The organism is Thermohahella caldifontis (assembly GCF_041153465.1).
GTDB lineage: Bacteria > Pseudomonadota > Gammaproteobacteria > Pseudomonadales > Oleiphilaceae > Thermohahella > Thermohahella caldifontis.
The window spans coordinates 2794009-2818730 of the sequence record NZ_CP154858.1 but is presented as its reverse complement, the minus strand read 5'-3'; the positions used below and the strand labels follow the sequence as shown (position 1 = coordinate 2818730).

The window sequence follows — 24722 nt, the reverse complement described above, 5'->3', positions numbered from 1 at the left end:
GAAAAGCAGGCGTCATGCTCGTCCCTGGCATATTAATCTCACGGATTCTGTTACGGCCTACAAACTGATGTAACAGACTTCAAGTTAGACCAGAACACTCAAAAATTCAAAAACAGACGCGCCTTTTCCCTCACCCCGGCAACACCACCCTCATCCTCGCCCCGCCCAGCGTTTCCGACTGGCCCACCTCGATGGTGCCGTGGTAGCTGTGCACGAGCTCTGACACCACCGCCAGGCCGATACCCTGTCCCGGTGCCGATTCGTCCAGTCGCTGACCGCGCCGGAGCACCTTGCCCCGTGCGCGCTCGGGGATGCCCGGGCCGTTGTCCTCAATGGTGATGCCAAGGCGCCCGTCAGCGGTCTTGTCTGCACGAACGACCACCCTGCCACGGCCGTACTTGCAGGCATTGTCCAGCAGGTTGCCGAGCATTTCCATCAGGTCACCCTCGGCCACGGCGACGGTGAGTTCGGGTGCAATGTCGCATTCGAAGCGGACCGGGGGATCCCGATAGACCTTTTCAAGCACACCGGTCAGCCGGGCAACGGTGGTGGCCACCGGCGTGCGCACACCGAAGGCTGGCTGCACGGAGGCGGAAGCCCGCTGCAGGTAGTACTGGACGGATTCATCCAGCCGCTGCAGGGATTGCTGCATTACGGCCCGGTCGGGCTCGGGGCGGGCCAGCTCGCCACGCAGGACGGCCAGGGGGGTTTTCAGGGAGTGGGCGAAGTCGTCCAGCTTGTGGCGCATCTGCTGCTGACGGCGCTGTTCCTGGTCCAGGACCTGATTGAAGGCTTCCACCAGTCGTTCCACTTCTTCCGGATACTCGCCTTCCAGACGGCTCGTGACGCCGGATTTCACCCGTTCCAGATCCTCGTTGATGAGGCGCGACATGGGCTGAAAGGCAAACCGGCTCAGTACCCGGGCGATTCCCAGGAGCAGGATCAGCACACTGCCGACACCCGCGGCCAGATCCCGGTAGAAGCTGCGCAACTGGGCTTCATAGGTGGCCTGGCTGAGCCAGACTTCAATCAGGAGGGGGTGCAGGGCGCCGCTGTCATCCTGCCATTGCACCAGCATGCGGGTGACCCAGTAGAGCTGATCACCGAGGGATTCGACGCTGCGACGCACCTCTCCGGGCGGGGCGTCGAAGGATACGGTTTCCGGCAAGGGTTCACCCAGTGTCGATTCGCTGCGCCAGAAGATGCGGCCGTTCTCGCGCATGGCCGCCATGAGCCCGGATCCGGGCTGAACCATGCGGGCGTCCAGTACCGGGTCTTTCAGGGTGAAGCCCTGCCCCGTCCATTCCAGTTCGGCCAGCAGGCTGAGCAGGTGACCATCGGCCTGCGTCTGCCAGCTCTGGGCCAGTGCCGAGCGGTAACCCTGCACCAGGGCGAAAGCCAGAATGGCCAGACTGCTGGCAAGCGTGATGAAGACCAGCCGAAGGCGTTTGCGCAGGCTGACCCGCGCCATTACACCGATTCAACCGGCAGGGTGAAGCGATAGCCGAACCCCCGCTGGGTTTCGATCAGGCCCAGCGCGTTGCCCGGATCCAGTTTCTTGCGCAGGCGGCCGACAAAGACTTCCAGGGTGTTGCTGTCGCGCTCCTGGTCCTCGGCATAGATATGCTCGCTCAGGGCCGTGCGGGAGACCGCTTCGCCGGCATGCAGCATGAGGTATTCCAGGGTGCGGAATTCATAGTTGGTCAGCTCCACGCGCTCGCCGTTGAGGCGCAGTTCCCGTGCGCTCAGATCCATCTCCACCGGTCCGGCACGCAGGCGGCGGCTGGCCAGTCCGCTGGCACGGCGGATCAGTGCCCGCATGCGGGCCAGCAGCTCTTCGGGCTGGAAAGGCTTGACCAGATAGTCGTCCGCCCCCGCTTCCAGTCCTTCCACCTTGTCCTGCCAGTGTCCGCGGGCGGTCAGGATGAGCACGGGAAAACGGCGCCCGTTGCCGCGCCAGCTGCGGATCACCTCCAGGCCGCTCTTGCCGGGCAGGCCCAAGTCCACGACCGCCGCATCGTAGTCGATCTCGTTGCCCTGGAACTCCGCATCCACGCCGTCTTCGGAGGTGTCCACGGCGTAGCTTTCGGCTTCCAGCATGTCAGCCAGCTGGCTGCGCAGGTTGGGTTCGTCTTCCACCACCAGTATGCGCATGTTCAGTTCCTCTTGCGCGGGACATCCACTTCCCGGACGATGCCATCCGGCGTCAGGACCCGGATGCGGTAGACATCGTCCCGGGTCTCCACCTTCAGTACCTTGCCCAGCCCCTCCTCGCGGATCTGGCGTACCGCATCGTCCTCGGTCGCTGCCGGCTCAAGTGCGGCAGCCAGGTTCATCATGCTCAGGCTGATCATCAGTATCCGGACGATGCGTGTCATGGGCTCCTCAGATGGGTTCGACGGTGACCCTCACCCGGATCCGGTCTCCGGGGTCATGATCCATCCGTGTGGTGAAAGTTTCGCCGCGATACTTGTATGTCACCCAGTAACCCACGGTTTCCGTGGTGTAATCCACGGTGTAGGTGGTGCTGCAGCGGCGCTCGTTCCTGTAGTATACATCAGTCCCGCCCGGTGTGCGGTCCCGTGACAGGTCATGCCCCACGGAAGCCCCCAGAATGGCCCCCACGGCCGTGCCGATGCGCTTGTTCTCTTTCCTGTGGCCCACCGCGTTGCCCAGTGCGCCGCCCACGATGGCGCCGACGATGGTGCCGGTGGCGGATTCATCCCGGGGCGCCCGTTCACGTTCGACCCGGACGCGCTCGGTCCAGCAGCTTTCATGGGGGGTGCGGTTCTCGATCTGGCGAGTGATGGGTTCCACACTGACCACCCTGGCATAGTCGGTCAGCCCGTCGTGGCGGCCACGCGGGCCGGCCTCCGCCAGCGGGGCGGTCATGAGTGCCAGTGCGGTTGCACCAAGAATCAGTTTTTTCATGGCCGGTCTCCTTCTCCAGTGTTCAGTTGCAGTCTACGGCACTTCAACTTAACCGTTTCTGAACTGAACGCATGAGCCCGAAAAAGGTTGACCGGCCGCCGCGCCGGCTTCAGGGCGCGGCATACACGTCCGTATCGGGATGGAATGCGGCCCAGGCGAACCAGTAGACCAGCATCTGGTCAGGCCGGGTACCATCCGGCAGACGCACCTCCGCCGTGCGCGCCTCCACATCATGCAGGACTTCGAAGGTCTGGCCATGCCAGGTGTACGTCAGCCGGGACCGGCCGGTGCGGGCAAGCGTTCTGAGCGGAAAGGCCAGCGCCTTGCCCTGCCATTCCACACCCAGCACCACATCCTTGGGGTGAAAGCGGCGGTCGAGATGGCTCACAGGGAAATAGAGATTTTCCGACTCCTCGTAGCTGCCGTAAGGCGAGCGGGTATAGTCCCGCCAGTATCCGGTATCCAGCGCCAGCACCCGTGTGCCCGGGTGCGCCTCCCGCCATTGACCCCAGGTGGTGTGCGTAATGAACAGGCGCTCAAGCCGGGTGCCCTTCATGGGCCCGTTGATGGCCCGCCCTTCGATCTGGGACCAGAGGGATTCCGTCGCCCGGTCATACATGAGCAGGTCACTGTTGTAGAGCAGGCCCGAGACACCGAATTCCAGAGGCTTGCCGTTCACCACCGGCCGAAACCCCATGCCCGTTCCGCAAAGCGGGCAGAACGTGATCAGCACCGGTTCTCCGCCGACCCGGTCGTTGACGATTTCATGGTAATTCAGCAGGCGGACAGGATAGGCTCGCGCCTCGCCGCCATGCTCGAAGCCCAGCACCCGGTCCCGGGGTGCCAGCCAGTCGGCTTCGCCGGAAGTGGTGGTGGGCGGCAGCGTGAGCGCCGGAATGCCATCCCGGGGCGGGCCACCGGGCAGGATTTCCTGGGCGGGAACCAGCGGGTCGTCGATGACAAAGCCGTTGAAGGTGCGTGGCGGTGCCGTGGCGGCGACCGCCAGGCTGGCCAGCAACCCGATACCGGCCAGCCCTGAAAACAATCGGTTCATGACAGTCCTCCTCCGTTGCGGGATTGGACTGTCCGGACCGGAGATGGTTCAACGCTTCTTGGGTGTCCAGGCCCAGATCATTTCCGCCAGGATCGGTTCCTTGCCTTCGCCATCGGTAATGACCACCTTGACGGAGGTTTCGCCCTTTTCCTGGGTGCGCATCATGTCGATCTGCTCCTGGGTCAGGGTGGCTTCGGCACGCATGTCACCCTTGGCACGCTTGACGAAATCCAGCTTCATGGTCTTGATGACCGGGACGGATGTTTCGGGAATGTTGATGCCCACCATGAATCCGGTGGCAGATTCGGCAATCAGGGTGCTGGCCACGGCATGCACGGAGCCGATGTGGTTCTGGACTTTTTTCTTGTTCTTGAGGGAGACGACACAGCGGTTGTAGGTCAGTTCCTCCACCTCGATGCCGGCGGTGCCGGTGAACTTGACGGCCTTGTGGAAAAACATGGACATCACGGGCACGCGGGCAATCCTGGGCAGGCGGTTGATCTGGCTGACGATGGCGTCCAGCTGGTTGATGGGTTTGGCCATTTCGGTTCCTCTCTGCTTGGTTTTTTCCGCGAAGCACGATACCCGAAGGTCCGCGGGATATCCAGCCCCGGGGTGGCGGGATGAGACGTTGTCGGTTATCGGTCCCGCCGTGTTAGAATCTGCCGCACATGCCATTTCGCGACGCTTCCCCAAGTTGGTGACACCTGTGCTGCCGTCTCTCCGCACGATCTGCCACGCCTGCCTCTTCTGCTTCCTGCTGGTCGTGGCCGTTCCATCGCTGGCATCCACCCATACCGGCCCGGACAAGGTGGAACTGAAGGTGGGCGGTGTCTCTGCGGAACAGGAACAGAACATCCGGGCCTACGTGGAGGGCCTGGCACTGATGCCGCCGGACCTGGCCCGCCCCCGTGCGGTGCAGGAAATGGTGAGCAACGCGGCGGCCCGGGCCCTGAAGGCGCTGGGCTACTACAGCCCGGTCATCAGCGTGGAACCGGATGCCCAAGCGCACCGCATCACCCTGCACGTGCAGCCGGGCGAGCCGGTGCGCTGGAAGCGGGTGACGCTCCGCATTCTCGGCGACGCGGCAGAGGATGAAGCCATCCGCCAGGTTCTCCGCGAGCATGCGCCGCGAGAGGGTGAGCCGCTCCATCACGGCCGCTACGAGGACTTCAAGACCCGCCTCCAGGCCGCCGCCCAGCGCCGCGGCTACTTCGACGCCCGCTTCCTGAAACGCCTTGTTCAGGTGGACCCGGACAGCCGCCAGGCCACTCTCGATGTCGAGTGGGAATCGGGCAGCCGCTATCATTTCGGGGAGGTCCTCTTCAGCAAAAGCCGGCTGTCGCCCGACCGTCTTGCCCGCTTTGTCCGGTTTGCGCCGGGGACCGGCTACGATGAGGCACTGATTGCCGATCTCAACAGCCGCCTGCTGAACAGCGGCTACTTCCGCTCGGTCACCGTTCAGCCCGATCGCAGCCAAATGAATGATCACACCCTGCCGGTTCAGGTCAATCTGGAAGACCGTCCTGCCAACGAGGTCAGCATCGGCCTGGGTTACGGCACGGACAGCGGGCCGCGCCTGAGTCTGGACTGGAACAAGCCGGTGCTGAATCCGGCCGGGCACAGTCTGGACACACAGTTCAACCTTGCCCGCAACAAGCAGGAAGTCACCCTGTCCTGGAAAATTCCGGTCACCACCCCCAATCAGGATTACTGGCTGCTTCAGGCAGGCTGGGTGAACGATATCTTTGACGTCAATGAACTGAGTACCACCACCGTCACGATCAACCGTCAGACACACCTGCCCAGTGGCTGGGTACGCAGCCTGTTCACCCGCATACGCAGCGAGCGGGGCGTGATCGACAATGCCGGCGCGCGGCAGGTGGTGGAAGATGATTTCTATCTTTCACCCGGTCTCAGCTTTACCCGGTCGGTGAGTGACAGCCGGTTACGTCCCACCCGCGGTCACTTTCTCAGCTTTGATCTGGAATTCTCCCACCCCGCCCTGCAGTCGGACACCCAGTACCTGCGCCTGCATGGTCTCGCCAAGTGGCTGATTCCGCTTGCCGAACGCCATCAGTTGTTGCTGCGGACCGAACTTGGCGTCCTGCTCAAGGATGATTTCACGCAGGTGCCGGTCAGCGCCCGCTTCTTCACCGGCGGTGACCAGAGCATCCGCGGTTACGACTACAACACCCTGTCGCCGGAAGACAGCAGTGGCGACAAGCCGGGCGGCGACTACCTGGCCGTGGCCAGCGCCGAATACCTGTACCGCGTGCTGGATAACTGGCAGCTGGCCCTCTTTGCCGATCATGGCGGTGCGTTCTCCGAACCCTTCACGCCACGTCATACCGGTGTGGGGACGGGCATCCGCTGGCTGTCCCCCGTCGGAGTCTTCCGGCTGGATGTGGCCCGGGCGCTGGACACCGGCAAGTTCCGCCTCCACCTGGTCATGGGGACAGTACTGTGAGCCATCGCCTGCGACGCTGCCTCAGGCGGCTGACACTGGGTTCGCTCCTGTTGCTGCTGGTACTGGTTCTGCTGGCCGGCGGCGCCACCTGGTATGCGCTCAACAGTACCTGGGCCGCCCGGCAGCTTCTCGCCCTCACGCAACCGCTCGTCCCGGAACTGGAGATCGACGCACTCAGTGGCACCCTGTGGTCCGGTCTTCATGCGGAGCGTCTGCGCTGGCAGGGTGAAACCTTCTCCGTGACCGCAGAGGACCTGAGCGTCCGGGCAGATCCGGCCTGCCTGTTGCGCGCCCGCCTGTGCCTGGACCGGGTGGCATCGACCCGGCTGAGCCTGCACGCGGCAGAGGACGATGCCCCCTTTGCCGGCGTGAAGCCGGGAACCGTCACGCTGCCCTTCTTCCTGAGCGTCAACTCGCTGGAAGTGGGCGAGCTGATCTGGCAGAGCGGAGACCAGCCCCCGCTGGCCCTGGGTCAGTGGCAGCTTCGCGGCCAGTGGTTCGGCCAGAAGCTCACCCTGACGAAGGTGCACTGGCAGGCGGACACCCCCACACTGGGCCAGGCCGATCTGATCCTGACCGGTGACCTGCGCATGCACCGCACCTGGCCACTGAACGCAACCCTCGAAGGCACATGGCACCCGGCCGGTACCGACTTGCCCTTTGAGCGCTACCGGCTGCGCCTGAGCGGTGCACTGGACGCCCTCAATCTGGATCTCCGGCTGGCAGACACCAGCGAACTGACCGGACGGATCGATCTGACCCGTCCCGAGCTGCCCTTCCGTCTGGAAACCCGTGCGCTGCCGCCACTGCACCATGAGGGCATCCGCCTGAGCGAAGCCTCCGTGCGTCTGGAAGGCGCCTTGCTGAAACAGTTCGACATCGAGGCCGGCAGCCGGGTGGAAGCACCGGGCCAGCCACCGGTAACCCTCGCACTCAAGGGACACACCGATCTCCGTTCCCTGACCGTCGCGCCCCTGACCCTGCAGTTACCCGAAGGCACCCTCACCCTGACCGGGGTGCTGAACCGGGTCGGCGGCACGCTGCGCTGGGCCGGCGACCTGAAGGTGCAGCATCTGAATCCGGCCCTCTGGCTGGCCGAACTGCCGGGTACGCTTTCGGGATCGGGCCGGGTTCAGGCCGCGTTTGAAAACGGCGACTGGATGCTGGATGCCCGCAGTGTCAGGCTGGCGGGCACACTCCGTGAAAAACCATTCGGTTTCAGCGGTGCACTTTCCCGCAGCAGGGGCGGGGTCTGGTCGCTTCAGAATACGGACATTCGCTGGGGAGACAACCGGACACAGCTCGCCGGCACTCTCAACCATCGCTGGGATCTCAGGGGTGAGGCCAGCCTGCCCCGTCTGGACACCCTCTGGCCCGGCCTGAGCGGCGATCTGTCCGGGCGCTGGCAGCTTTCCGGGCCCCTCCGGGATCCGGTGGTCAGTCTGGATCTGCACAGCCGGACACTGGGCTGGCAGGATCAGCAAGTGCAGGATCTGCGGCTGAAGGCGTCGGGGAGGCGCGCCTCCCACACCCTGGAGCTGGCGCTGAAACGGGCCGGTACCGGGGTCGCACTGAACGTGACGGGCACCCTCCCGGATGACTTCCGCCAGTGGACAGGCACCCTCAGCAACCTGACCCTCACTCAGGGCGATCTGCAGGCTGCCCAGACCGCGCCCGCCGCGCTCAGCCTTCTCCTGTCTCCGGAACAGCACACGCTGACAAGGGTGACCGCCGGCGAACTCTGCCTGGCCTCCGGTGCCGCCCGCGTCTGCACGGCCGGTTCCTATGATGTTTCCGGCCAGGCCCTGGATGCGACGCTGACACTGGCACAGCTTGACCTTGCCCGGCTCGCCGGTCTGTTGCGCCCGGAAGACAAGGCGGCTGCCGGCCTGTCCGGTGTGGCGAACGCCCGCCTGAAACTGAGAGGCCCGGTGTCACGCCCCCGACCGGAGGGCTGGATTGAAGTCCGGGACGGGGCCTTTGCCTTGCCGGATCAGCCGCTTTCCCGGATCAGCGACCTCAATGGCCGTCTGGATATCGTGCCCGGCGAAGCCACCCTGTCACTGCGTTTCGGCACCTGGCCGGACCTGGACTGGCAACCGGACGCTCCCCTGCGGCTGTCCTGGACCGAAACCGGTGAGGCCCGGCTTCAGCCCGCCTGCTGGACGGCAGGCGAACATCACCTGTGCGTTCAGGGCACGACCCGGGGCGCCGGCGGTGACGGTGAGGCCCGGCTCACCCTGAGTGGTCCCGCCGCGCCGCTGCTGGCCAGTCAGTTGCCGCCCGGGCTTTCCGCCAGCGGCATGCTCAACGTCACACTGGCCCTGGAGCACCGGCAGGGTCAGCCATTGCGTGCCAGCACCTCGGCAGAGCTGGATACCGTTCAGATCACCCTGGATCGCCGGGATGATCCGCCGCTGGTGCTGGACATCCGGCGCATTTCCGCTTCGGCCGGGCGGGAGAACGGCACGATCCGCGGGCAGGTGGTCATGCAGTCAGACCGCCTGGGCACCCTCAACGCCCGTCTGGACATGCCGGTTGCCAGCCCGGAGGCCCTGCGCGGTCAGTTCCGACTGGATAACTTCAGCCTGCAGGTGCTGCATCCCTTCTTCCCCGCCTGAATGTGCTGGAAGGCCGGGTGGCGGCCGAGGGCACCTGGCAGGGGATATGGCCATTGAATGATGTGAATGCGGCGATCCGTCTGAGCGACGGCCGGGTCGCCAGCCCCACCCTCCCCGTGGGGCTTGAGGCGGTGAACCTGACCCTGAATGTGAATCAGGACAGGCTTGCCCTGAATGGCGAGGCGCGCAGCGGCAAGGGTCAGCTGCAACTGTCCGGCACCGGCGCACTGGGGGCTGACTGGCACATGCAGGTCCAGCTGGACGGGAAGGATGTGGACGTACGGCAGCCACCGCGGTTGACTGCGCGCATGGATCCCGCGCTCACCCTGACGGCCACCGCCGAAACCGTGGTGCTGTCCGGTCGTCTGGATATTACGGATGGCCTGCTCAGGCTGGATCAGAATCCCGACCGGGTGGACCTGTCCCCGGACATCGTTGTGGTCCGGCAGGCCGCTTCGGGTGAGGTACCGGAAGACAAGGGCCCGGATTTTGTGGCCACGGTGGTCCTGAACGTGGTGAAGCCGCTCAGCGTGCAGGGTTACGGGGCAGACCTGAAGCTCAGGGGCAGCGTCACCCTGTTGCAGACGCCGGACAGCGTGCCCAGCGGATACGGCACCCTCACGCTGACAGAAGGACGCTTTGAAAAGTATGGCCAGAAACTGCAGTTGCGCAGCGGCCAGGTGCAGTTCAGCGGCCCGGTCACCGATCCCTGGATACGTCTGGAGGCCATTCGGGAAGTCCCGCCGGTGGTCGCCGGCATCCGTCTCGAAGGCCCCGCTTCGGCCCCGGTGGCCACGCCCTTCTCGGAGCCTGCGCTGCCGCCGGATCATGTCATGTACTACCTGCTCACCGGTCGTGCACCCGGGGACAACACCGCCAGCGAGAAGGCCATGGTCAGCCGCGCCATGCTGAGCATCGGCCTTTACGGCGCCACCCCGCTGACACAGAAAATGGCCGACATCTTCGGGATCGAAGGGTTTGGCATTGAAACCACCGGACAGGGCGATGAAACGGCCATCAGCGTCAGCGGCTACCTGTCTCCCCGCCTGTATGTGGAGTACGGGTTCGGTGTCTTCACCCCCGTGAACACCCTGACCACCCGCTACCGGCTTTCGAAGAACCTGTACCTGGAAGCGGTCAGCGGCGTGGAGAACCTGCTCAACGTGCTGTATCGCTTCGAGTTCTGAGCGCATTGGCCGCCCTGACAGCCGCTCGCGCCACCGCGGCACTCACACCCCGCCGGGTTTGCCGCTATAATGCGACAGACTGACACGTATCATTCACAAGGGATATGACATCATGAGCGATCTGAAGCAGAAATTCGAAGAAGCGGTCAACCTGGTCAAGACTGCCGAAGGCGACTTCAAGCCGTCCAATGAACTCAAGCTGGAACTGTACGGCCTTTACAAGCAGGCCACGGAAGGCGATGTACAGGGCAAGCGCCCGGGCATGATGGACTTCGTCGGCCGCGCCAAGTACGACGCCTGGGCTGCGCTCAAGGGGCTGTCAAAGGAAGAGGCCATGCAGCGTTACGTCAACGCCATTGAAGACCTGAAAAGCAAGCTCTCCTGATTTCAGGGCCCGATCGGCTCCACCAGTTCCAGATGCGGCGCGCAGTGTGGCTGCGCCGCATCCGGCTCCAGCCACAACGCCCGGAATTCCAGTCCAGGCACCCAGCCCGGCCGAACAGGCAGTGCCTGTCGCCGCTCCCCCGGAAAGAACAGAAATCCGGCCTTCTCACCGGACAGCGTCACGATCTGCGCAATACCGCGCTGCTCATGGTAGGCGCAGGGCGTGTTTTCGGCGGGCGCAGCGGTTGCCTTGCCGGCAGGGGACGGTGCCGGCATCGGTTTTTCCGGGGTACCCGTATCGGCCGGGGGTGTCCGTGGCACCGGGGGTGCGGGTGGCTGAGCCGGCTTCTGGGCGCAGCCGCCCAACCCGAGCATCAGTCCTGTGAGGAAGATGCCGGCCCGCGACCGGATTCCTTTCGGACACATGAGAGTACCTGCTCGCATTGTTGATGGGCGTATCGCTCCAGAATATCCAGCAGCCGGGGTTCATCGCGCGCCCGGATGGCGTCCAGGGAGTCCCGCATGTAGGCCAGGTTGTCCTCAATGATATCATTCCCCTGACGCAGGGCCAGAAAACTGCAACGCCGGGCAGACGGCCAGAGATCCTGAATCAGCGTCACCAGGAAGGGATTGTCCGCATAGGCCAGTGATGCCTGGGTGTACTCCACCCCCAGATTGAGAAAGCTCACCAGATCGTTGCGCTGCTGGCAGGCACGCATCTGCTGGTACAGCCCTTCCATGCGGGCCATGTCGGCCTCCGTCCAGTTGCGCACCAGTTTCCGGCTCGTATGGCTGAGAATGAGCAACAGCGTCTCGTACAGTCCGCGCACAAAGGTTTCATCCAGCTCGCGCACGAAGGTTCCCTTGCGCGGCTCGCTGCGTACCAGATAACGTTTTTCCAGCAACAACAGCGCTTCGCGCACCGAGCCATGGCTGACGCTGAGTTTCTTGGCCATGGCACTTTCCAGAATGCGTTCACCGGAGTGCAGCATGCCGGTCACGATCTGCATCTCCAGATGCTGGGCCACCTGCTCGGTCAGTGTCTCTTTGGGCCTGAATTCACTCAAGTCCACTTCTCCCCTTTTTGTTTTCGAGTGTGGCATAAAACTTGACGGGTTCAAAGTCGCGTCCCCATAATGCCAAATACCAACGGACGGAAATATCACAGGGAGCATTCAGAGTGGCAAAATGTGAACCCATTCCGGGGCTGGTACTGCTCTGCGCTGTGCTGAGCGGAATGACATATGCCGACACGGCACCGCTGGCCGATGCGCTCTCCCTGGCCAGACAGGATTACGAAAACGCCTTGCACAGGCTCGATACGGAGATTCAGCGCTGCCAGGCGCTGAAAAGGCAAGCAGGGGAGCTGAAACACGACATCGAAGCCCTCGGACAGAAGGTGCCCAAGGCGGCTCTCCTGACGGGAGTGGGGTTTCTGGCAGCCCGCAATATCCGGCTTTGTGAAGCCGGCGCAAAGGGTGAACTGGCACTCGCCTGGCTGAACTACCTCAGTATTGCAAAGGAACAGGGGATTCACCCCGGCGAAGTGGTCAGCGACCAGATCAGTACACTGCTGTCGCCCAGTGCGGTATGGTATGCCATGCGGGCACGCTATGCCGCATTACCGGCACACCAGCGTTCAATGATGGAAGAGGCCATCGGGCAGGCGCCCTTTGATGGCCCCGCGTTGCTCAACTGGATTGAGGAGCGCGACTGACGCCTGTCTGGCGACCTGAAGCGGGCGCTCAGTGCGCCCTCAGAAATCCAGATCGTCACTCAGACGCAGATTGTCCGCCTGGGCATTGAGCTTGTTGGAGTCCGTATCCACACCCAGCTTGATCATCAGGCGCAGATCGTTGGCCGAATCCGCATAGGCCAGCGCATCCTCGTAGGTGATCTCGCCGGCCTTGTAGGCCATATACAGGGCCTGATCGAAGGTCTGCATGCCTTGGTCGGTGGATTTTTTCATCAGCTCCTTGAGCTTGTGCACCTCGCCCTTGCGGATGATGTCCGCCGCCAGCGGCGTATTGAGCAGCACCTCGACCACCGCCCGGCGGCCCTTGCCGTCCGGCGTCGGAACCAGCTGCTGTGCCACGATGGCCTTGAGGTTCAGGGACAGATCCATCCACACCTGATTGTGATGCTCGGGCGGGAAGAAGTTGATGATCCGGTCCAGTGCCTGGTTGGCGTTGTTGGCGTGCAGGGTTGCCAGACAGAGGTGACCGGTTTCCGCAAAGGTCACTGCGTACTCCATGGTTTCCTTGGTCCGCACCTCACCGATCATGATCACGTCCGGTGCCTGACGCAGGGTATTCTTCAGCGCCACCTCGAAGGACTCGGTGTCAATGCCCACCTCGCGCTGGGTCACGATACAGCCGTGATGCTGGTGAATGTATTCGATGGGGTCTTCGATGGAAATGATGTGACCCTTGGAGTTCCGGTTCCGGTGGCCGATCATGGCCGCCAGCGAGGTGGACTTGCCGGTGCCGGTGGCTCCCACGAAGATGATGAGCCCCCGCTTGGTCATGGCCAGCTTCTTGATGACTTCCGGCAGGCCCAGGTCCTCGATCTTGGGAATGTTGGTCTCGATGCGCCGCAGCACCATGCCGCAGAGGTTGCGCTGATAGAAGGCGCTCACCCGGAAACGGCCGATGCCGCGCGCACTGATGGCAAAGTTGCACTCGTGCGTGTCTTCGAACTCGCGTTTCTGTTTTTCCGTCATGATGGAGAACACGGTCTCGCGTGTCTGCTCCGGTGACAACGGCGTCTTGGTCACCGGCAGCATGCGCCCGTGCACCTTGATGCTGGGCGGCACGCCCGCCGTGATGAAGAGGTCTGACGCCCCCTTTTCAACCATGATTTTCAGCAGCTTGTCAAAGTCCATTGCCTTGTCCTTGTTGCAGTCCGTAATCAGAAGTTTTCGGGCATCTTGGCCTTCTCGCGGGCCACATCACGGGAAATGATGCCCTTGGCCACCAGGTTCTGCAGGCACTGGTCCAGCGTCTGCATGCCCAGCGAACCGCCGGTCTGAATGGCGGAATACATCTGCGCCACCTTGTCCTCGCGGATCAGGTTGCGGATGGCCGGCGTACCGATCATGATTTCGTGAGCCGCCACGCGACCGCCACCGTTCTTCTTCAGCAGTGTCTGTGAAACGACCGCCTGCAGGGACTCGGAGAGCATGGAGCGCACCATCTCCTTCTCCGCCGCCGGGAACACGTCCACCACCCGGTCAATGGTCTTGGCCGCCGAGGTGGTGTGCAGGGTACCGAATACCAGGTGACCGGTTTCCGCCGCCGTCAGGGCCAGACGAATGGTTTCCAGATCCCGCATCTCACCGACCAGAATGATGTCCGGGTCTTCCCGCAGGGCCGAACGCAGTGCCTCGGCAAAACCCAGCGTATCCCGGTGCACTTCGCGCTGGTTGACCAGACACTTCTTGGATTCGTGCACGAATTCGATGGGGTCCTCGATGGTCAGGATATGGTCGTAACGGGTCTCGTTGATGAAGTCGATCATCGCCGCCAGGGTGGTGGACTTGCCCGAACCGGTCGGCCCCGTGACCAGCACCAGACCACGCGGCTTGAGGGCAATATCCTTGAACACCTGTCCCATGCCCAGATCTTCCATGGTCAGCACCTTGGAAGGAATGGTCCGGAACACGGCCCCCGCACCCCGGTTGTGGTTGAAGGCATTGACCCGGAAACGCGCCACACCCGGCACCTCGAAGGAGAAGTCCGTCTCCAGAAACTCTTCATAATCCTTGCGCTGCTTGTCGTTCATGATGTCGTAGATCAGCGCGTGGACTTCCTTGTGCTCCAGTGGCGGCAGGTTGATCCGACGCACGTCGCCGTCCACACGGATCATCGGTGGCAGACCGGCAGAGAGGTGAAGGTCGGAAGCGCCCTGTTTGGCTGAAAACGCAAGCAGTTCAGTAATATCCATCGGATACTCCGTGAAACAGTTGAGATGATCTCGTTGGGAACCCGCCTTTTCTTTGCGCCGATCTGGGGTACAATCACGGACCGGCACAAGAGGCATACAGGTGTATGATCAGCATAGCAGACAACATCCGATCCGTAACCCGGCGGATACAAAAAGCAACAGCTGACGCGGGCCGTCCGGAGGACGCCGTCACACTTCTGGCCGTCTGCAAGACCCGCTCGCCGGACGAGATCCGGGCGGCACATGCCGCCGGACTCCGCCACTTCGGAGAGAATTACCTGCAGGAAGCGCTGGACAAGCAGCCGGCGCTCGCGGATCTGCCCCTGATCTGGCATTTTATCGGCCCCATTCAGTCCAACAAGACCCGCGCCATTGCCGGACATTTCGACTGGGTGCACAGCGTGGACCGGGCAAAGGTCGCCAAGCGACTGAGCGAACAGCGGCCGCCGACCCTGCCGCCCCTGAACATCTGCCTGCAGGTCAACATCGATGCCGAACCCACCAAGGCCGGCGTGCTGCCCGACGCGCTGCCCGAGTTGGTGGAAGCCGTCCGGTCCCTGGAGCGCCTGAGGCTGCGCGGCCTCATGTGCATTCCGGCACCCAAGAAGGACGAAACGGAAGCCGAAGCCACCTTCCGCCGCATGGCCCGGTTGCTTGACGACCTCAACCGGCGCTGCGGGCTGAACATGGACACCCTTTCCATGGGCATGTCCGATGACCTGGAGCCGGCCATCCGGGCCGGCGCCACCATTGTGCGCGTGGGGACTGCCCTGTTCGGAGAGCGCCCGCCCAAAGACACGAGGACCGAATCATGACCGCACCACAGATCACCTTCATCGGCGCCGGCAACATGGCGTCGGCCATCATCAAGGGCCTGCTGGCCAGCGGCTTCAGCGCTGCGCAGCTCTCCGCCAGCTGCCCCGATACGGCGCAACTGGACACGCTCTCTGCCGAATACGGCATCGCCACCACCACCGACAACACCCGTTTCACCGCCAGTGCGGATATCGTGGTTCTGGCGGTCAAGCCCCAGATCATGGAAAGCGTCTGTGCCGGCCTGCGCGATACCGTCCAGCAACGCCGCCCGCTCATCATTTCCATTGCCGCCGGGCTGTCCTCCTCCCGGATCGAAACCTGGCTGGGCGGCGACCTGCCGGTGGTGCGGGTGATGCCCAATACCCCCGCCCAGGTCCTCAAGGGGGCCACGGGCCTCTTTGCCAACCCCCGCGTCAGTGAACCGCAGCGGGAACAGGCCGACCGGATCTTCCGCGCCGTGGGCATCACCGAATGGTTTGATGACGAGATGCAGCTCCATGCAGTCACGGCCCTCTCCGGCAGTGGTCCGGCCTACGTGTTTCTCTTCATCGAGGCCCTGGAGGCCGCAGGAGTGGCCTGCGGCCTGCCCGCAGACAAGGCACGCCGCCTCGCCATCCAGACCCTGGCCGGCGCTGCGGAACTGGCCGCGACGTCGGATCTGCCACCAGGCGAGCTCAAGCGCCGTGTCATGAGCCCGGGCGGCACCACCGAACAGGCCATCCGCACCTTTGAAACCGGCGGCTTTGAAAAGCTGGTCAGGCAGGCCGTGCGCGCCGCCTGGGCCCGGGGCTTCGAGCTGGCCGGTGACACCCCGCCTGCACACGGCAACGACTGAACAGGACGCCGGACTGGAAAAGCACCCCGTCCGGCCCCATGATGTACTCCGGAACAACGAGGACAGGTTTCATGGCACAAGAGATACTGGCGCTGGTCATCCAATTCGCAGGCAGCTTCTACACCACCCTGGTACTGCTGAGGTTTCTGCTGCAGTGGTCCCGGGCAGATTTCTACAACCCGATTTCCCAGTTTGTCGTCAAGGCCACCAACCCCCTGCTTCTGCCGCTGCGTCGCATCATACCCGGCCTGGGCGGTCTGGACCTCGCCTCGCTGGTTCTGGGCTGGCTGGTCATGGCCACCATGCTCGGACTGCTGACCGTCATCAGTGGCTATCCGTTCAATCCGGGTTTTGTCGCCGCGCTGGCACTGATCAAACTGGCCAATGCCCTGCTGCAGATCTACTTCTGGGCCATCATCGCAGTGATCGCCCTGAGCTGGATTGCCCCCGGCTCGATACACCCGGCTGCGCGACTGCTCGCCCAGATCACCGAGCCGGTGATGCAGCCCTTCCGCAAGGTGCTGCCCCCCATGGGCGGGCTGGACCTGTCCCCCATTCTGGTCTTCCTCGTCATCAACGTTCTGGAAGTCATGCTGCACCACCTGGCCCGGAGCCTGGGTACGATACTCTGAGGCCGGGGCATGAGCACATCCTTCTGTACTTGGCAGGATGGCGTCCTGATTCTGACCTGCCACGCCCAGCCCGGTGCCCGCAAGGATGAAATCGCCGGCCTCCACGGCGATGCCCTGAAGATCCGCATTGCCGCCCCGCCCGTGGACGGCAAGGCCAATGCTCACCTGCTGGCCTTCATCGCCAAGACCTTCGGTGTCCGCAAACGGGATGTGGAACTGCTCTCCGGTGACACCTCCCGCCACAAGCGAATCGCCGTTCATAATTTGAACAGCGTCCCGGAATTACTCAAATCCTACATTTCGTGACACAGTTGCCTTGTTCTGTTTCAAACCTTTAGGCATAGTATTCAGAATCACCCGAAGTGTCATTTGAGCCGATTCCAAAGGGAACCTAACTATGGCAGGCAGTGGACTTTCCCAGCAGGTTCAGGCGTTTCACGCCTGGAAACAGGACATCATCCGCGAAATCATGCGCTACCAGAGCTGGCTGCGCAAGAACGACCTGTACTCGGACGACTTGCATGCCAAGCTGCAGCGCAGCATCGCCCTGCTCCGCGAGGATGAGCTGACCATCGCCTTCGTCGGCGAATTCTCCCGCGGCAAGACGGAGCTGATCAACGCCCTGTTCTTCGCCGACTACGGCCAGCGCATGCTGCCCTCCCAGGCTGGCCGCACCACCATGTGTCCCACGGAACTCTTTTACGACCGGCAGCAGGACAGCACCTATCTCAAGCTCCTGCCCATCGAAACCCGGGCACATGACCGCTCACTTTCCCATTACCGGAATGTGGCCGAGCACTGGGTGCACTACCCGCTGGATGACAGTTCGCCGGAAGCCATGCGTCAGAGCCTGGCCCATGTGGCCCGCACCCGCTCGGTCACAGAGGACGAGGCGCGCAAGTACGGTTTTCAGCTCGATACCCTCGAACGGGATCCCAACCAGCCCGGACACTACATCATCCCGGCCTGGCGCCATGCCCTGATCAGCCTCGATCATCCGCTGCTGCAACAGGGTATCCGCATCCTCGACACTCCGGGCCTCAATGCCCTCGGCTCGGAACCGGAACTGACCCTGAGCATGATCCCCCATGCCCACGCCGTGGTTTTCCTGCTGGGTGCCGATACCGGTGTCACCGCCAGCGACATGCGCATGTGGAAGGATTTCATCGCCAATGACCAGTCGGCCCACCAGGCCGGCCGCTTTGCGGTGCTCAACAAGATCGACATCCTCTGGGACGACATTCAGGGCGATGCCTTCACGGAAAGCTCCATCGAGGCCGTGCGCACCAAGACCGCCGATCAGCTCGGCCTGCTGCCCAAGGACATCCTGACCCTGTCCGCCAAGCAGGCCCTGCACGCGCGCATCCGGGGTGACGAGGCACTGCTGCGGCGCAGCAACCTGCAGGCACTGGAAGCCCTGCTCAGCGAGCGCATCCTGGCCCAGAAGGAACGGCTCATCACCCAGACCATGATCAACGACATGCTGGGCATGCTCCAGACCAGTCAGGCCATCCTCCAGTCACGCGAACAGTCGCTGCAGGAGCGCCTGGATACCTACCGGGAGCGCGGCATCAGCCCCTCCTTCCTCAAGGAGCTGACGGAGAAGACCCAGGAAGACTACAACTATTACTACAAGAAGCTCTTCACCCTGCGCTCCAGCCGCCGGCTGATGCGCTCCCAGGCCCAGATCCTGGACAAGATCATTCATGAAGAACGCTTCGAATCCCATGCCCGCCATACCTACGAAGAGCTGAAAAACAGCTGGACCACCGTGGGCATGTCCCGGGCCATCGCCGGTTTCTTCACCGCCATCGAACATGACATGGCCAACCTGCAGCACGAAGCCCGGCTGGCGGAGAAGATGGTGCACTCCATCTACCAGCGCTATGCCAGCGACGATCGCACGCCGCAGCTTCAGCCCAGCCCCTTCAATATCCGCCGCTCTCTGGATGAGCTGCAACAGCTGAAGCAGCGGGCCGACCAGTTCCGCAGCTCCATCAAGACCATCCTGACGGAGCAGACACTGGTGGTGAAGCGGTTTTTCAATACGCTCGTTGCCGAAGCCCGCCGCATCTATGTGCAGATCCGCAAGGAAACCCAGCGCTGGCCCCAGGAAGCCCTGCTGCCCATCATCCAGCACACACTGGAACAGAAGCAGATGCTGGAGCTGCAGATCCGCAGGCTCAAGGAACTGGCCGGCACCGCACGGGATACCCGCAGCCAGATGCAGCGCATCGAAATGATGGTGGCCGACATCCGCGCCCAGATCGAGGAAGCGGACACCATTCAGCGCCGCCTGCGCCGGCCGCCGCCCCAGACCGCCGGACAGAAGGTGGTCAGCCTGCCGGGCGCCGGTGGTCCGGCCTGATCCTGACGGGGGCAGTTGCGCTTTGCTGCCCCCCTTATAGACTTCGCCTTTCCATAGTCTGCCCCGACTGGCTCGTTGAACAGGAGATACGAGACGCCATGCATGAAGAGGGCTCAGTGGGCATTGTCGTGCCCCACAAGGCGACCTTCGACACCCCCATCACGCTCGAGTGCGGAAAGACCCTGCCCGCGTTCGAGCTCATGTACGAGACCTATGGCGAGCTGAATGCGGCGGGCACCAACGCGGTGCTGATCTGCCATGCCCTCAGCGGTGATCATCATGCTGCAGGCAAGCACCATCCATCGGACAAGAAGCCCGGCTGGTGGGACAGTTGCATCGGCCCCGGCAAGCCCATCGACACCAACCGTTTCTTTGTGGTGAGCCTGAACAATCTAGGCGGCTGCGCGGGCAGTACAGGTCCGAACACCCTCAACCCGGCCACGGGCGAGCCCTGGGGACCGGACTTTCCGGTGGTCACCGTCAAGGACTGGGTGAAGAGCCAGGCCATGCTGGCAGACCGGCTGGGCATCGGCACCTGGGCGGCCGTCATCGGCGGCAGTCTCGGCGGCATGCAGGCCCTCCAGTGGGCCATCGACCTGCCGGAGCGCGTCCGCCATGCAGTCGTGATTGCCTCCACGCCCAAACTGACCGCCCAGAACATCGCCTTCAACGAGGTGGCCCGCAAGGCCATCACCTCGGACCCGGATTTTCACGGCGGCTGGTACTATCGCCACAACACCATTCCCAGCCGGGGGCTGATGCTGGCGCGCATGGTCGGGCACATCACGTATCTGTCCGATGCCGCCATGGGCGAAAAATTCGGCCGCGAGCTGCGCAACCAGTCATTCAGGTACGGGGTGCTGGACACGGAATTCGAGGTGGAAAGCTACCTGAACTACCAGGGCGAGCGCTTTTCCAAGCGCTTTGACGCCAACACTTACCTGCTCATGACCCGGGCGCTGGACTACTTTGACCCGTCACGGGAGTATGGCGGCGATCTGGTGGCGGCCGTCTCCCGGGCCCAGGCGCGCTTTCTCACCATTTCCTTTACCACCGACTGGCGTTTCTCGCCGGAGCGTTCGCGGGAGCTGGTCAATGCCCTGATCCGGGCGCGCAAGGACGTCAGCTATGCGGAGATTGATGCCCCCTATGGCCATGATGCCTTCCTCATTCCGTCTCCCCGCTACATGGAAGTTTTCCATGCCTGGATGGACCGAGTTGCCCGGGAGGTGAACTGACATGCGTGCCGATCTGGAAATCATCAGCACCTGGGTCAGGCCCGGCAGCCATGTACTGGATCTGGGCTGTGGCGACGGCACCCTGCTGCACCACCTCATGACCACCCGTCAGGTGACCGGGTATGGGCTGGAAATCAATCCCGACAACATCACGGCCTGTATTGAGAAGGGGGTCAACGTCATCGAGCAGGATCTGGACAAGGCCGGTCTCAGCAATTTCGAGGATCAGTCCTTCGATCTGGTGATCATGACCCAGGCCCTGCAGGCCGTGCGCCGGCCTGATCTGCTGCTGGACGAGATGCTGCGTGTCGGGCGCGAGGCCATCGTCACCTTCCCCAACTTCGGTTACTGGCGTCTGCGTACCTGGCTCATGACCAAGGGCCGCATGCCCGAATCCAGAACCCTGCCCTATGCATGGTACAATACGCCCAATATTCACCTGTGTACCTTCAAGGATTTCGAGGCCCTGTGCCTGGACAAGAATGTACGCATCGAAAAACGCATGGTGGTGGATGATGAACACCGGGACCGCTGGTTCATTCAGTTGTGGCCCAACATGCTGGGCCAGATTGCGCTCTATCATGTCAGCCGCTGATCGTTTTCCGGCCCGCCGGCATGATTCGGCACGGGGGCGTCGGCGTGTCGGCAGCCGCCTGATCCTGGCGGGACTTCTGGCCGCATTCTGGGGCCTGCTGTCCGCAGCCAGCGCGAGCGCGGAACAACTGGTGCGCTACGGGCCCTACCAGATTCATTACATTGCCTTTCCATCCACCTTTCTGGAGCCGGATGTGGCGAAAGCGCTGGGCATTCAGCGCAGCAAGGGGATTGGCGTGATCAACGTGTCCGTGCGCAGGGAAGGCCAGGACGGCAGGACGGAACCGGTCCCCGCCCTGGTTCAGGGCACGGCTACCAACCAAGTGGAACAGCAGCGGGTGCTGTCCTTCCAGCGGGTGGATGAACGGGGGGCCAGCTACAGCATCGCCCAGTTCTGGTTCAGTGCCGGGGAGCCCCTGCGCATGGATCTGCAGGTCTGGGCCGAACCGGGTGGCCAACCCTTCCCGCTCACCTTCACCACCTCCCTGTTTCCGGAGTAAGTCATGCAACAGGTTGTCCTCGCCAGCAACAATGCCGGCAAGATCCGCGAATTCAATCAGCTGCTCAATCCGTTTGATCTGAACGTGGTGCCCCAGAAGAGCCTCGGGATCGGATCGGTGGAGGAAACCGGCCTGACCTTCGTGGAAAATGCCCTCATCAAGGCCCGCCATGCCAGCCGGCTTTCCGGCCTGCCTGCCCTGGCCGATGACTCAGGGCTGGAGGTGGATGCCCTCAATGGCGCGCCGGGCATCCGCTCTGCCCGCTACGCCGGGCCGGAGGCCAGCGATGGGGACAACAACACGGCGCTGCTGAAGGCGCTCGCGGGCATCCCGGCGGATCAGCGCAGCGCCCGCTATCACTGCGTACTGGTGTTCCTGCGTCATGCGGAAGATCCGGTACCGCTCATCTGCCATGCCAGCTGGGAAGGCGTGATCCTGGAGGCGCCGCGCGGCGAAGGCGGCTTCGGCTACGACCCCCTGTTCTGGCTGCCCGAGCGCGGATGCTCCGCCGCCGAACTCTCTGCCGAGGAAAAGAACCGCCTCAGCCACCGGGGGCGGGCCATGCAGGCGCTGCTGGCTGCCATGCAGGCCCGGCTGGGATGACCCTGCCACCCCTGGCCCTGTACGTCCATATTCCGTGGTGCGTGCGCAAGTGCCCGTACTGCGACTTCAACAGCCATACGGCCGGATCCGTGGACGAAGCCGCCTATGTCAGGGCCCTGCTCAATGATCTGGACACGGAACTGGAGGATGCCGGCGGCCGCCCCCTGCACAGCATCTTTTTCGGAGGCGGCACGCCTTCCCTGTTCAGTCCCGACGCCATCGCCGCCATTCTGGACGGTGCCAGAGCCCGCCTCGGCTTCGAACCGGACATTGAAATCACCCTGGAAGCCAATCCCGGCGCATCGGATGCCGGGCGTTTCACCGGCTACCGTCAGGCCGGCGTCAACCGGCTGTCCATCGGCGTACAGAGCTTTCAGACCCCGTACCTCAAGGCGCTGGGCCGGATTCACGACGGCGGGCAGGCGCTGGCCGCGTTTGAGGCCGCGCGTCAGGCCGGTTTCCGCCGCATCAATCTGGACCTGATGCACGGCCTGCCCGACCAGACGCCGGAAGACGCCCTGGCCGATCTGGACACGGCCATCGGCCTCGGTCCCGAGCACCTCTCCTGGTATCAGCTGACTCTGGAACCGAACACGATCTTCTACTCCGACCCGCCACCCTTGCCCGATGACGACGACCTCTGGGCCATTCAGGAGGCGGGTCAGGCACGGCTGGCCTCGGCAGGTTACCGTCAGTACGAAGTGTCGGCCTACAGCCGGCCCGGCGAGCACAGCCGCCACAATCTCAATTACTGGCTGTTCGGGGACTACATCGGCATTGGAGCCGGGGCACACGGCAAGCTCACCCGGCCCGACGGCACCCTGATCCGCCGCGCCAAGACCCGGCTGCCGCGGCATTATCTGGCGCGCGTGGGCCATTATGTGGCCGAGGAAGCCCCGATCCGGCACGAGGACATGCCGTTTGAATTTGCCATGAATGTGCTGCGGCTGGTTGACGGCGCTGATGAATTTTTGTACAAACAACGTACGGGCTTGGAGATGGAAACCGTGCGTCCCCTGCTGCAACCCTGGATCGACCGCGGCTGGCTGGTGCCGGGCCGCTGGCAGTGTACGGCAGAGGGATTCCGCTTTCTCAACGACATCCTGGCCTCACTGATTCCGGATACTGAAGGAGCACCCTGACCATGGACGATGCCGACAGTCGGTATCGATCGACACCCGCGCGGCCACTGGCACGCGCTACCCTGATTCTGGGCGCAATACTTGCGCTGCTCAACCTCGGACTCACCCACCCTGCGGCCCCCATGGGACTGATCAGTGTGGAACTGAGCCGTCATCTGACCGGGGTGAACGCCGCCCTCTCGGCATGGCAAGCGGAAGATTCCACCCTCCTGTACCTCACGCTGACCCTGCAGTTTCCGTTCATCCTGGCCTATGCGGGCTGGCTGATCGCTGCCGGTCTCGGATACAGGAGGCGGAGACGGGACCTCTTCCTCGCCGCATTTGCGCTGGCCGGTTTCTGCGATCTCATCAAGACTGCCGCGCTCTGGGCGCTGGTGCTGTCCCCGGCGGAAAATGTCCTGCGTGCGGTGTACTACTTCGCGACGCTGAAGTGGGGCGTTCTGCTGACGGGGCTGGTGTGGCTGATCATGGTGCAGGCCATGAAACGCCGCCGCCCGGAAGGCACGACGGCGTCACGCCTGGATCAGGCATCCTGATCCGGCTCCGTCCCCACCGGTACGTGGCGGAACATGAGATCCCAGACCCCGTGTCCAAGCCGGGCACCCCGTTTCTCGAACTTGGTCTCCGGCCGGTGTGCAGGACGGGGGATATAGTCACCGGTGGGCGACAGGTTTTCGTAGCCTTCTGCCGCTGTCATCACCTCCAGCATGTGCTCGGCATAGGGCTGCCAGTCCGTGGCCATGTGAAAGACACCACCCGGCTTCAGAATGCGCCGCAGGCGGGCCACAAATTCCGGCTGTACCAGACGCCGCTTGTGGTGGCGCTTCTTGTGCCAGGGATCGGGAAAGAACAGCTGCACCACGTCCACCGAGGCCGGCGGCAGACAACGGTCAATCACATCATTGGCATCACAGCAGTACACCCGCAGATTGGACAGTCCCTGCTCTGCCGCAAGCCGGAACAGTGAGCCGACCCCGGGGCGGTGCACTTCCACGCCCAGAAAGTTCTTCCCGGGGGCCTCTGCCGCCATCCGGGCCAGCGATTGCCCCATGCCGAATCCGATTTCCAGCACCAGCGGCGCCTCGCGCCCGAACACCTCTGCCGGATTGATTTCTCCGTTTTCCGGCTCCAGCCCCCACTGCGGCCAGTACAGGTCCCAGGCCTTCTGCTGTGCGGCGGTCATGCGCCCGCCCCGGATCACAAAGCTCCGGATACCGCGCTGTGTGGATACTTCGCTCATGCCTGGTCCTCCCGTTGATACGTGGCGGCATGATAGACACCCGGGCCCGGCCCCGCAAGTCAGCACAGACCACACCCCGCTCACTCCTGCTTCATCCGGCCCTGCCGGGCAACGGAGATCACATTATGGGAAAATTGTACATTATTTAACCGTTTTATCGGC

At 63.3% G+C, this 24722-nt stretch carries 27 protein-coding genes; 16 read left to right on the top strand and 11 right to left on the bottom strand.

The genetic code is table 11. The features are described from left to right. Positions 1-130 precede the first annotated feature (130 nt). From AAIA72_RS13630 to AAIA72_RS13605, 6 genes are all read right to left on the bottom strand, one after another. Positions 131-1471: an ATP-binding protein gene (locus AAIA72_RS13630; protein WP_369600851.1), complete on the bottom strand. Its 1341-nt coding sequence runs from the start codon at positions 1469-1471 to the stop codon at positions 131-133. Continuing rightward, positions 1471-2154, bottom strand: a complete 684-nt coding sequence (locus AAIA72_RS13625) for a response regulator transcription factor (protein ID WP_369600850.1) — start codon at positions 2152-2154, stop codon at positions 1471-1473. The genes AAIA72_RS13630 and AAIA72_RS13625 overlap by 1 nt, the downstream gene beginning before the upstream one ends. 2 nt (positions 2155-2156) lie before the next feature. Beyond that, entirely contained in the window at positions 2157-2378 is a 222-nt protein-coding gene (locus tag AAIA72_RS13620) for a PepSY domain-containing protein (RefSeq protein ID WP_369600849.1), read from the bottom strand. Positions 2379-2385: 7 nt separating this feature from the next. Then, the gene (locus tag AAIA72_RS13615; RefSeq protein ID WP_369600848.1) at positions 2386-2931 is read right to left on the bottom strand and encodes a glycine zipper 2TM domain-containing protein; all 546 of its coding nucleotides are present in this window, start codon (positions 2929-2931) and stop codon (positions 2386-2388) included. A 109-nt stretch (positions 2932-3040) separates the two neighbouring features. Next, positions 3041-3985: a DUF3179 domain-containing protein gene (locus AAIA72_RS13610; protein WP_369600847.1), complete on the bottom strand. Its 945-nt coding sequence runs from the start codon at positions 3983-3985 to the stop codon at positions 3041-3043. Between the two features lie 48 nt (positions 3986-4033). Further along, entirely contained in the window at positions 4034-4528 is a 495-nt protein-coding gene (locus AAIA72_RS13605; protein WP_369600846.1) for a DUF4442 domain-containing protein, read from the bottom strand. A 166-nt stretch (positions 4529-4694) separates the two neighbouring features. Here AAIA72_RS13605 and AAIA72_RS13600 point away from each other — a divergent pair, with 166 nt between their 5' ends. From AAIA72_RS13600 to AAIA72_RS13585, 4 genes are all read left to right on the top strand, one after another. Continuing rightward, complete coding sequence (locus AAIA72_RS13600; protein WP_369600845.1) at positions 4695-6455, top strand: autotransporter assembly complex family protein; 1761 nt, start codon at positions 4695-4697, stop codon at positions 6453-6455. After that, on the top strand, positions 6452-9076 hold the full coding sequence (locus AAIA72_RS13595) for a hypothetical protein (protein ID WP_369600844.1): 2625 nt from the start codon (positions 6452-6454) through the stop codon (positions 9074-9076). Before AAIA72_RS13600 ends, AAIA72_RS13595 begins: the two co-directional genes overlap by 4 nt. 17 nt (positions 9077-9093) lie before the next feature. Further along, positions 9094-10263 (top strand): translocation/assembly module TamB domain-containing protein, encoded by a 1170-nt coding sequence (locus AAIA72_RS13590; protein ID WP_369600843.1) that lies wholly within the window; start codon positions 9094-9096, stop codon positions 10261-10263. Between the two features lie 112 nt (positions 10264-10375). Next, entirely contained in the window at positions 10376-10648 is a 273-nt protein-coding gene (locus tag AAIA72_RS13585; RefSeq protein WP_369600842.1) for an acyl-CoA-binding protein, read from the top strand. A 2-nt stretch (positions 10649-10650) separates the two neighbouring features. On the opposite strand, the gene AAIA72_RS13580 is transcribed toward AAIA72_RS13585, so the two are convergent. Beyond that, positions 10651-10923: a hypothetical protein gene (locus AAIA72_RS13580; protein WP_369600841.1), complete on the bottom strand. Its 273-nt coding sequence runs from the start codon at positions 10921-10923 to the stop codon at positions 10651-10653. 98 nt (positions 10924-11021) lie between these two features. Further along, positions 11022-11714, bottom strand: a complete 693-nt coding sequence (locus AAIA72_RS13575; protein WP_369600840.1) for a GntR family transcriptional regulator — start codon at positions 11712-11714, stop codon at positions 11022-11024. Between the two features lie 113 nt (positions 11715-11827). Between AAIA72_RS13575 and AAIA72_RS13570 the strand changes: the two genes are divergently transcribed. Then, positions 11828-12364, top strand: a complete 537-nt coding sequence (locus AAIA72_RS13570; RefSeq protein ID WP_369600839.1) for a hypothetical protein — start codon at positions 11828-11830, stop codon at positions 12362-12364. Between the two features lie 39 nt (positions 12365-12403). Here AAIA72_RS13570 and AAIA72_RS13565 read toward each other — a convergent pair whose 3' ends face one another. Together AAIA72_RS13565 and AAIA72_RS13560 are read right to left on the bottom strand one after the other, a co-directional pair. After that, the gene (locus AAIA72_RS13565) at positions 12404-13531 is read right to left on the bottom strand and encodes a PilT/PilU family type 4a pilus ATPase (RefSeq protein ID WP_369600838.1); all 1128 of its coding nucleotides are present in this window, start codon (positions 13529-13531) and stop codon (positions 12404-12406) included. Between the two features lie 26 nt (positions 13532-13557). Beyond that, positions 13558-14592, bottom strand: a complete 1035-nt coding sequence (locus AAIA72_RS13560; RefSeq protein ID WP_369600837.1) for a type IV pilus twitching motility protein PilT — start codon at positions 14590-14592, stop codon at positions 13558-13560. Between the two features lie 104 nt (positions 14593-14696). On the opposite strand from AAIA72_RS13560, the gene AAIA72_RS13555 reads away from it, so the two are divergent. The 11 genes from AAIA72_RS13555 (at position 14697) to AAIA72_RS13505 (ending at position 23856) form a co-directional block, all read left to right on the top strand. Continuing rightward, complete coding sequence (locus AAIA72_RS13555; protein ID WP_369600836.1) at positions 14697-15407, top strand: YggS family pyridoxal phosphate-dependent enzyme; 711 nt, start codon at positions 14697-14699, stop codon at positions 15405-15407. Next, positions 15404-16243, top strand: a complete 840-nt coding sequence (gene proC / locus AAIA72_RS13550; RefSeq protein ID WP_369600835.1) for a pyrroline-5-carboxylate reductase — start codon at positions 15404-15406, stop codon at positions 16241-16243. Before AAIA72_RS13555 ends, proC begins: the two co-directional genes overlap by 4 nt. Positions 16244-16314: 71 nt before the next feature. Then, positions 16315-16875, top strand: a complete 561-nt coding sequence (locus tag AAIA72_RS13545; RefSeq protein WP_369600834.1) for a YggT family protein — start codon at positions 16315-16317, stop codon at positions 16873-16875. A 9-nt stretch (positions 16876-16884) separates the two neighbouring features. Next, the gene (locus AAIA72_RS13540) at positions 16885-17181 is read left to right on the top strand and encodes a DUF167 family protein (protein ID WP_369600833.1); all 297 of its coding nucleotides are present in this window, start codon (positions 16885-16887) and stop codon (positions 17179-17181) included. Between the two features lie 91 nt (positions 17182-17272). Further along, positions 17273-19243 (top strand): dynamin family protein, encoded by a 1971-nt coding sequence (locus AAIA72_RS13535; RefSeq protein WP_369600832.1) that lies wholly within the window; start codon positions 17273-17275, stop codon positions 19241-19243. Between the two features lie 98 nt (positions 19244-19341). Beyond that, positions 19342-20481, top strand: a complete 1140-nt coding sequence (locus AAIA72_RS13530) for a homoserine O-acetyltransferase (protein ID WP_369600831.1) — start codon at positions 19342-19344, stop codon at positions 20479-20481. A 1-nt stretch (position 20482) separates the two neighbouring features. Beyond that, positions 20483-21076, top strand: a complete 594-nt coding sequence (gene metW / locus AAIA72_RS13525; protein ID WP_369600830.1) for a methionine biosynthesis protein MetW — start codon at positions 20483-20485, stop codon at positions 21074-21076. Next, positions 21063-21575, top strand: a complete 513-nt coding sequence (locus AAIA72_RS13520) for a DUF4426 domain-containing protein (RefSeq protein ID WP_369600829.1) — start codon at positions 21063-21065, stop codon at positions 21573-21575. The genes metW and AAIA72_RS13520 overlap by 14 nt, the downstream gene beginning before the upstream one ends. Positions 21576-21578: 3 nt before the next feature. Then, positions 21579-22178, top strand: coding sequence for an RdgB/HAM1 family non-canonical purine NTP pyrophosphatase (gene rdgB / locus AAIA72_RS13515; RefSeq protein ID WP_369600828.1), 600 nt, complete (start codon positions 21579-21581; stop codon positions 22176-22178). Continuing rightward, complete coding sequence (hemW, locus tag AAIA72_RS13510) at positions 22175-23320, top strand: radical SAM family heme chaperone HemW (protein WP_369600827.1); 1146 nt, start codon at positions 22175-22177, stop codon at positions 23318-23320. Before rdgB ends, hemW begins: the two co-directional genes overlap by 4 nt. Positions 23321-23322: 2 nt before the next feature. Beyond that, positions 23323-23856, top strand: coding sequence for a hypothetical protein (locus AAIA72_RS13505; protein WP_369600826.1), 534 nt, complete (start codon positions 23323-23325; stop codon positions 23854-23856). Here AAIA72_RS13505 and trmB read toward each other — a convergent pair. Then, positions 23844-24560, bottom strand: a complete 717-nt coding sequence (gene trmB / locus AAIA72_RS13500) for a tRNA (guanosine(46)-N7)-methyltransferase TrmB (protein ID WP_369600825.1) — start codon at positions 24558-24560, stop codon at positions 23844-23846. The two genes, AAIA72_RS13505 and trmB, sit on opposite strands and share 13 nt — an antisense overlap. Between the last annotated feature and the right edge of the window lie 162 nt (positions 24561-24722).

Coding starts and splice junctions, on each gene's coding strand:
- AAIA72_RS13605 (WP_369600846.1), bottom strand. CDS start 4,528: ATGGCCAAACCCATCAACCAGCTGGACGCCATCGTCAGCCAGATCAAC.
- AAIA72_RS13520 (WP_369600829.1), top strand. CDS start 21,063: ATGTCAGCCGCTGATCGTTTTCCGGCCCGCCGGCATGATTCGGCACGG.
- AAIA72_RS13545 (WP_369600834.1), top strand. CDS start 16,315: ATGGCACAAGAGATACTGGCGCTGGTCATCCAATTCGCAGGCAGCTTC.
- AAIA72_RS13615 (WP_369600848.1), bottom strand. CDS start 2,931: ATGAAAAAACTGATTCTTGGTGCAACCGCACTGGCACTCATGACCGCC.
- AAIA72_RS13530 (WP_369600831.1), top strand. CDS start 19,342: ATGCATGAAGAGGGCTCAGTGGGCATTGTCGTGCCCCACAAGGCGACC.
- AAIA72_RS13585 (WP_369600842.1), top strand. CDS start 10,376: ATGAGCGATCTGAAGCAGAAATTCGAAGAAGCGGTCAACCTGGTCAAG.
- AAIA72_RS13620 (WP_369600849.1), bottom strand. CDS start 2,378: ATGACACGCATCGTCCGGATACTGATGATCAGCCTGAGCATGATGAAC.
- rdgB (WP_369600828.1), top strand. CDS start 21,579: ATGCAACAGGTTGTCCTCGCCAGCAACAATGCCGGCAAGATCCGCGAA.
- AAIA72_RS13540 (WP_369600833.1), top strand. CDS start 16,885: ATGAGCACATCCTTCTGTACTTGGCAGGATGGCGTCCTGATTCTGACC.
- AAIA72_RS13560 (WP_369600837.1), bottom strand. CDS start 14,592: ATGGATATTACTGAACTGCTTGCGTTTTCAGCCAAACAGGGCGCTTCC.
- AAIA72_RS13580 (WP_369600841.1), bottom strand. CDS start 10,923: ATGCCGGCACCGTCCCCTGCCGGCAAGGCAACCGCTGCGCCCGCCGAA.
- AAIA72_RS13610 (WP_369600847.1), bottom strand. CDS start 3,985: ATGAACCGATTGTTTTCAGGGCTGGCCGGTATCGGGTTGCTGGCCAGC.
- hemW (WP_369600827.1), top strand. CDS start 22,175: ATGACCCTGCCACCCCTGGCCCTGTACGTCCATATTCCGTGGTGCGTG.
- trmB (WP_369600825.1), bottom strand. CDS start 24,560: ATGAGCGAAGTATCCACACAGCGCGGTATCCGGAGCTTTGTGATCCGG.
- AAIA72_RS13625 (WP_369600850.1), bottom strand. CDS start 2,154: ATGCGCATACTGGTGGTGGAAGACGAACCCAACCTGCGCAGCCAGCTG.
- AAIA72_RS13535 (WP_369600832.1), top strand. CDS start 17,273: ATGGCAGGCAGTGGACTTTCCCAGCAGGTTCAGGCGTTTCACGCCTGG.
- metW (WP_369600830.1), top strand. CDS start 20,483: ATGCGTGCCGATCTGGAAATCATCAGCACCTGGGTCAGGCCCGGCAGC.
- AAIA72_RS13565 (WP_369600838.1), bottom strand. CDS start 13,531: ATGGACTTTGACAAGCTGCTGAAAATCATGGTTGAAAAGGGGGCGTCA.
- AAIA72_RS13630 (WP_369600851.1), bottom strand. CDS start 1,471: ATGGCGCGGGTCAGCCTGCGCAAACGCCTTCGGCTGGTCTTCATCACG.
- proC (WP_369600835.1), top strand. CDS start 15,404: ATGACCGCACCACAGATCACCTTCATCGGCGCCGGCAACATGGCGTCG.
- AAIA72_RS13555 (WP_369600836.1), top strand. CDS start 14,697: ATGATCAGCATAGCAGACAACATCCGATCCGTAACCCGGCGGATACAA.
- AAIA72_RS13505 (WP_369600826.1), top strand. CDS start 23,323: ATGGACGATGCCGACAGTCGGTATCGATCGACACCCGCGCGGCCACTG.